The 5,900-nt window shown below is 42.8% G+C and carries 7 protein-coding genes; 1 reads left to right on the top strand and 6 read right to left on the bottom strand.

Going from position 1 to position 5,900, the window contains the following annotated elements; all coding sequences use genetic code 11:
• On the bottom strand, nucleotides 1-336 hold a 336-nt coding region (locus F6K57_RS35235), incomplete at its 3' end, for a hypothetical protein (protein WP_293072631.1).
• Between the two features lie 289 nt (nucleotides 337-625).
• On the opposite strand from F6K57_RS35235, the gene F6K57_RS35230 reads away from it, so the two are divergent.
• Entirely contained in the window at nucleotides 626-1,534 is a 909-nt protein-coding gene (locus tag F6K57_RS35230) for an ion transporter (protein ID WP_293055370.1), read from the top strand.
• A gap of 110 nt (nucleotides 1,535-1,644) precedes the next feature.
• On the opposite strand, the gene F6K57_RS35225 is transcribed toward F6K57_RS35230, so the two are convergent.
• The 5 genes from F6K57_RS35225 to F6K57_RS35205 all read right to left on the bottom strand — a co-directional run bounded on the left by F6K57_RS35225 (nucleotide 1,645) and on the right by F6K57_RS35205 (nucleotide 5,647).
• Nucleotides 1,645-2,655, bottom strand: coding sequence for a hypothetical protein (locus tag F6K57_RS35225; protein WP_293072629.1), 1,011 nt, complete (start codon nucleotides 2,653-2,655; stop codon nucleotides 1,645-1,647).
• A gap of 14 nt (nucleotides 2,656-2,669) precedes the next feature.
• The gene (locus tag F6K57_RS35220) at nucleotides 2,670-4,145 is read right to left on the bottom strand and encodes a mechanosensitive ion channel domain-containing protein (protein ID WP_293054934.1); all 1,476 of its coding nucleotides are present in this window, start codon (nucleotides 4,143-4,145) and stop codon (nucleotides 2,670-2,672) included.
• Nucleotides 4,145-4,342: a hypothetical protein gene (locus F6K57_RS35215; RefSeq protein WP_293054932.1), complete on the bottom strand. Its 198-nt coding sequence runs from the start codon at nucleotides 4,340-4,342 to the stop codon at nucleotides 4,145-4,147. The genes F6K57_RS35220 and F6K57_RS35215 overlap by 1 nt, the downstream gene beginning before the upstream one ends.
• Nucleotides 4,343-5,060: 718 nt before the next feature.
• Complete coding sequence (locus F6K57_RS35210; RefSeq protein WP_229415302.1) at nucleotides 5,061-5,234, bottom strand: hypothetical protein; 174 nt, start codon at nucleotides 5,232-5,234, stop codon at nucleotides 5,061-5,063.
• Nucleotides 5,235-5,338: 104 nt separating this feature from the next.
• Nucleotides 5,339-5,647 carry a Uma2 family endonuclease gene (locus F6K57_RS35205; RefSeq protein WP_229415303.1) on the bottom strand — a complete coding sequence of 103 codons (309 nt, stop codon included), beginning with the start codon at nucleotides 5,645-5,647 and terminating at the stop codon, nucleotides 5,339-5,341.
• Between the last annotated feature and the right edge of the window lie 253 nt (nucleotides 5,648-5,900).

The raw sequence follows: 5,900 nt of genomic DNA, 5'->3' as shown, positions 1-5,900 counted from the left end.
TGGAGTAGGGAGTAGGGAGTAGGGAGTAGGGAGTAGGGAGTAGGGAGTAGGGAGTAGGGAGTAGGGAGTAGGGAGTAGGGAGTAGGGAGGGATTTTCGGCGTTGCTGAATTGAGGAATGAATAGGAGTAGAGTGGGCATCCTGCCCGCTCGAAAATATAGCGATGCAGCGCCGACCTGCGGGGGTTTCCCCCATGAGCGACTGCATCAAGACATTGAAACTGGCAAGATGCCAGTTCCACGCCTGATGCCCATTCCACGCCTGATGCCCATTCCAGAGGTGCGACCCAAGGGCGATTTACTCGCCCATTGGAAAGCGCACCTACTCTTAAAATCATTCCATTATTAAGCAACGCTGGATTTTCTCCCTGTTCCCTGTTCCCTGCTCCGAGGCTCCCTGCTCCGAGGCTCCCTAAAACCCAGAACTTTGTACCTCACCGAATTGATAAATGCGATATATAGTATAGTAATAATTGCCTAAGGATAGTGGTACTATAGTTTATTCATTAGTGATTTCTAAGGACTAATGACTAATTACCAATGACCAAGCACCCGGAATGATAAGTATTCATCGGGATATAATTATATCACAAGTTGCCCACTGTAATTGTTTATCTAATTTTTTTTATGCAGGTAGCACTCCAAAAAATTTCTAATTCTGAACTCTTTCAGAATACAGTTTTGAGCGTAATAATCTTGGCTAGCATTATAGTAGGTCTGGAAACTTATCCATCATTTACAGCAAAGTACGGCACTATTGTCACTTTTATAGAACATCTAATATTAGGGTTTTTTATTGCTGAAATTTTTATTAAGATAGGTGCTGAAGCTAGTCATCCATGGAACTACTTTAAAAATGGCTGGAATCTATTTGATTTATTCATTGTTGTGGCGTTACTATTGCCCATTGATAATCAATATTTTATAGTGCTACGTATGCTTAGGCTGCTGAGAGTATTTAGGCTAATATCTGCTTTGCCTCGCTTACAAATACTCGTCCGAGCTCTACTCAAAAGCCTACCCTCCATGGGATATGTATTTTTACTTCTCTGTATTTTGTTCTATATTTATGGGGTAGCCGGAACCTTTTTATTTGCTGAAAACGATCCGATGCACTTTTCTTCCTTACCCAAATCTATCTTGTCTCTATTTCAAGTAGTAACCCTAGAAGGTTGGACAGATTTGATGTACATCCAAATGTATGGCTGCGAAAGCTATGGTTACGATGGTATAGAAGCACTTTGCACAAATCCCTCAGCTTTACCCCTGATTGGTGTCCTTTTTTTTGTAAGCTTTGTGATGTTGGGGGCGATGATTACTATCAATCTGTTTGTTGGAATTATCACCAGCAATATCAGTGATAGTGTCGATGAATTCAAGCAGGAGCAGGAGGAAAAGTTCGACAAGGTGCTCAAGGAGCAGAATCAATTTAGCAAAGTTTCCAGACTTGAAGGTCAGTTATTAGCAATTCAAAAACAATTGAAAGATATGAATAGTTCCTTAGAGCGTATCCGAACAGATATTTCCGATTATTGAGGTATTATTGATCACGTTTAATCGCGTTTAATCGATTTTAGTAGTTTTTAGTTGATTCGGCAACACTATCATTGATTGCCTTTTTGATCTTGTTGTTAAGCTGATATCACCTACTTTTCTACATAGTTTTCGAGCTTAAAAAACTCAATCAATTCCTCAAAATTAGTGTCATTAGCGGTAGGAGTTAATAATTCAATTTCTTGAATTATGGCTGGATTCAAATACTTAAAAACATCCTGGGTTAAAACCGAAATTGCTTCGGCGGTCAACCCTTTAAGTTCACGAGCAAATCTCGCCATTCGTCCCTTAGCAAAATTGACTTGAAAGCGAGTCCTTTTCAGGAGCCGTTGTCTAAGATTTTCATAAAGCGTTTGTTTATCGATAGCTTCATAATATGGAAGATCGTGATTCAAAAGTATTGGGATAATATCAGGATTTTCTTCTAGAAATAGCAGACTGCCTTCCTGGTTAAATGCTTCAATTCCTTCCATTCCCAAAGTGCCTAAATCAGCCAAAGCAATAATCCGAGCTACCAGAGATAAGTTTTTATCAGAAGAGTAGAGGTCAGGTTGGTAAATTGTATTGTCTAAACTATCATACCAACAAATGGTAGCATTAATGGCTTCTGTAATGATTTGTAAATCTGAATCGGTAAACAAGGTCAGATGGTTAGAAGTTTGCTTGCTTATCCATTCATTCTGATTTTTGATGTAATCCAAAAGCTTAGTAATTGTAGCGGCTTCGCTCACACCATTTTCTCGCCGTCTAGAAGTATGGGGTTTGATTTGAGGGAGAAACTCTTGTACCATATCGTGAGCAATGGCGCACAGATCGATTAACTGTTTCATTCTGCTCAGATAGTCTGCTGCTATATCATTGTCCAGACAGGCTTCCCAATAGGGTCTGATGGCTTGGAAAATCCGATCAGCCCTACGCTGCACTCCCTTAACATGGTCACAATTATGATAGTAAAGCTGTTTTCGCTCCGTTTCTTTTTCCATTTCCAACAGAGCAAAGGTTTTCACCCTAGTGACTGCTTCCACAAAGGAGCTAGGAAGCTGAGCTAAATCATCAATTGATGGGTGTAATAGATACTGATTATCCTGATTTATTTTATTCATGATAACTATCGGTTTTAAATACCAAAAATTGATTGAATACGTTTGCGAATTTCCGCGAAAGGAGTTTCGTCTTCCTCTGTGCTACTAACAGTTATTCCTAAGCGTTCCAATGTCTCTTGACGTTTGGATAATTCTTCAGAAATTCGGTCAGCTAATTCTTCGTGCTTAGCCAATAGACTTTGTAAATTGTCTCGATCCACCACAAACAGCATCGTCTCTTCTAGGGTACGAAGAGTAGCAGTACGGGGAGTACCCATCAGCAGAGACATCTCCCCGATAAATTCCCCAGACTTACGGGTAGCGACTCGTTTTCCAATCGATTCTACAAACACTTCCACTTTTCCAGATAGGATAATATAAAATGAGTCCCCTGGATCGTTTTCCCGACAGATGGTTTCGTAAGCTGGGAGAGTTTTCCGATAGCCCTCTTCAATGATATGTCGCAGTTCGATATCGCTGCAGTTTTGAAAATAACTTACTTGCCGCAATAGATCTGCCAGCTTCCAGGCTTTAGCGGATTTAGACTTGGGTTTGCGTTTAGCTGTAGCTGATTGCTTGTGGGTTGAGGAGGAGCCATTAGTCACCCCGGGGGTTTGTAATTGCCGAAACAGGGAGACTAAGGCTTCTGGATTGTGAATACGCAAGTTTCGCTCAGGGTGGCCGGGTTCGATGTGGCGCGATCGCAATTCAGTATCAATCAGATAATACAAAGCACTTTTAATCCCTTGGCTCTCTGCTGGTTTATCGATCCAAACCAAAAGTTCAAAATCCATCCCTTCCTCTCCATAGCCCTTGAACCAAACTTGGGGAGAGGGAGAAGATAAAACTCGAGGTTCTTGGCGGGCAGCCGCTAACAGCAGCTCTGTGATCACAAGGGGATCTAATTCATCGGGAAAATTGATGGGAATTTGGAGACGACTTGTAGGGTTTTCGTAGCTCCAGTTAATGACATTGTTTTGGACAAAACTGTTATTGGGAATAATAACACAAACGTTGTGAATGGTTCGTATTACTGTAGAGCGAATCGATATTTTTTCCACAGTTCCTGACAGATTATCGATTTCTATATAGTCTCCCACTTTAATCGGTTGATCAAGCAGGATAGTCAGACCACTGATAAAATTGCTAGCTAGATCTTGTAGTCCAATTCCAAAGCCAATACCGAGAGCACCAGCAAAGATTGCTAAAGAACTTAGGTTAATCCCTGACGTTTGTAGAACGATTAAAAACCCTAAGATACTTAGAATGTAACCGATAATAGAAGCGAGGGCTTCCCGAGTACCCCGATCCATCCTGAAACGGCTCAGTAACCAATGTTTAATCAGAGCTTTGATGGTACGGGATATCAGAATAGCGATGATACATAAAAACAGGAATTTGCCTAAGAAACTCAGAGAAAAGGCTTGGCCACCAAATTCAAATAGCTTGGCGGTAAACACCTTAGAGATGGCATTCCCGAATTTTTGTATCTGTGTAATAATCCAAGTCATCAGAAGTGTTTAACAGGGAACAGGGGAAGAGTTTGGAGCGGGGGCGCGGGGCTTTCAGGGGTAGGTTTTTTACTTTGGAGATAGGTAATGGGGAATCGGGAATGGGGAATCGGGAATCGGGAATCGGGAATCGGGAATCGGGAATGGGGAATCGGGAATCGGGAATCGGGAATCGGGAATCGGGAATCGGGACCCACCCCTAACCCCGACCAGTGCGTACGCTACTAGTGTAGGGTGGGCAAATTATCCTAGTAATACCAATTGATCACCAATCATGTCCATTTGCCCACCCTACTACTGTTCCCAAAGATAGGCTTTGGGTGGGCAATATATCAAATTAATACAATTTCATCACCAATCATGTCCATTTGCCCACCCTACTACTGTTCCCAAAGTGCGTACGCTACTAGTTTAGGGTGGGCAAATTATCCTAGTAATACCAATTGATCACCAATCATATCTATTTGCCCACCCTACAACCAGCAGTAGTGCGTACGCATTCCGTAGGCTCGGGTGGGCAAATTCTGATCCCTTGGCAATTTCATGATCAATCATGTCCATTTGCCCACCCTACTACTGATATAATTCCTCTTACGGCGGATTACATAACTATCAGGTACACATTGTTTCTCCTCTTCCCTCTTCCCTCTTCCCTGCTCCCTGCTCCGAAGTCCCTGCTCCGAAGTCCCTGCTCCCTAAAAACCCAAAACTTTGTACCTAACTGAAGTGCAAACCGCTGTATGTTGATTGATCAAATAGCATCAGTGCGATCGCATTCGGTTCGGTAGGGTGGGCAAATTCTGTACGGAAGGCAATTTGATAAAGAATCATGTCCATTTGCCCACCCTACAAGATCTGTTCCCAGATCCGCTGTTCCCTTTGGTATAGCTGATACCTGATAGCTGAATACTTACATTATCGCTGTCGGGTCATTCCAATTATTGCGTCTACTGTAAAGTCTGAGATATTGTCAAGGGTGGGGAGTATGTCAGTTCCGGCAAACACCAGTGGTAGTTCCTGGTTTTCCCAAACCCAGATTTGCTGTCGCTGAATATCGATTAGCCAAGCCAGCTGAGTCCCGTTGCTCAAGAGGTGCGACCCGTGGCGAATTTAATAATTAGATGCGGAAAGCGCACCTAAAGTGCAAAATTTTGTTCTGTAGGTCTAATGTGCTTTGGTCAGGGGAACGAATTTCAATTAACCAGAAGGCGTGAACCTGACCGGGGGCCATCTTGATCCCTGAGGCGATCGCTTTTAACAACGACAATATCTGGTACAGGGGATAAGGGAGGAATGATGCACCGGAGTTCTTGAATCGCAACGCAAGCATGGGTTTGATTGTTGATGGCGTTTACGAGGTTGCGTTGGAGGCGGGAATGAAACAATGTTGGCATAGGCTTTTGCTTCGGGTGTCCATGGATGAATTCCCAAGCAGGAGATGCTTCTATATTCGGTTGTTGGAGAAAAGCGTTTAAGGAGTTAGTAATGCTGGGTGATTGCATGAATTTTGTTAGCAGAAGAATGCTTAGCAATATTCCAGGTAGATTTTGTAGGGTGCGTTAGGCGGTTTGGTTGATAAAAATAGATGATATTGCCATAGTTTAAGCCGTAACGCACCATTGTATTGGTTAAGGATATTTTGGTTTCAATTTGTATATAGATGGTGCGTTACATTTCACCGCGAAGCACCCTACAAGAGCGATTGGCCTACGGCCACGCTACGCGTAGGCACTGACGGCTGACCGCTGACCGCTG

Origin of the sequence: Moorena sp. SIO4A5, from assembly GCF_010672005.1 — a bacterium.
In the GTDB taxonomy this organism is placed as follows: Bacteria; Cyanobacteriota; Cyanobacteriia; order Cyanobacteriales; family Coleofasciculaceae; genus Moorena.
This window is presented reverse-complemented; position numbering and strand designations above follow the sequence as displayed.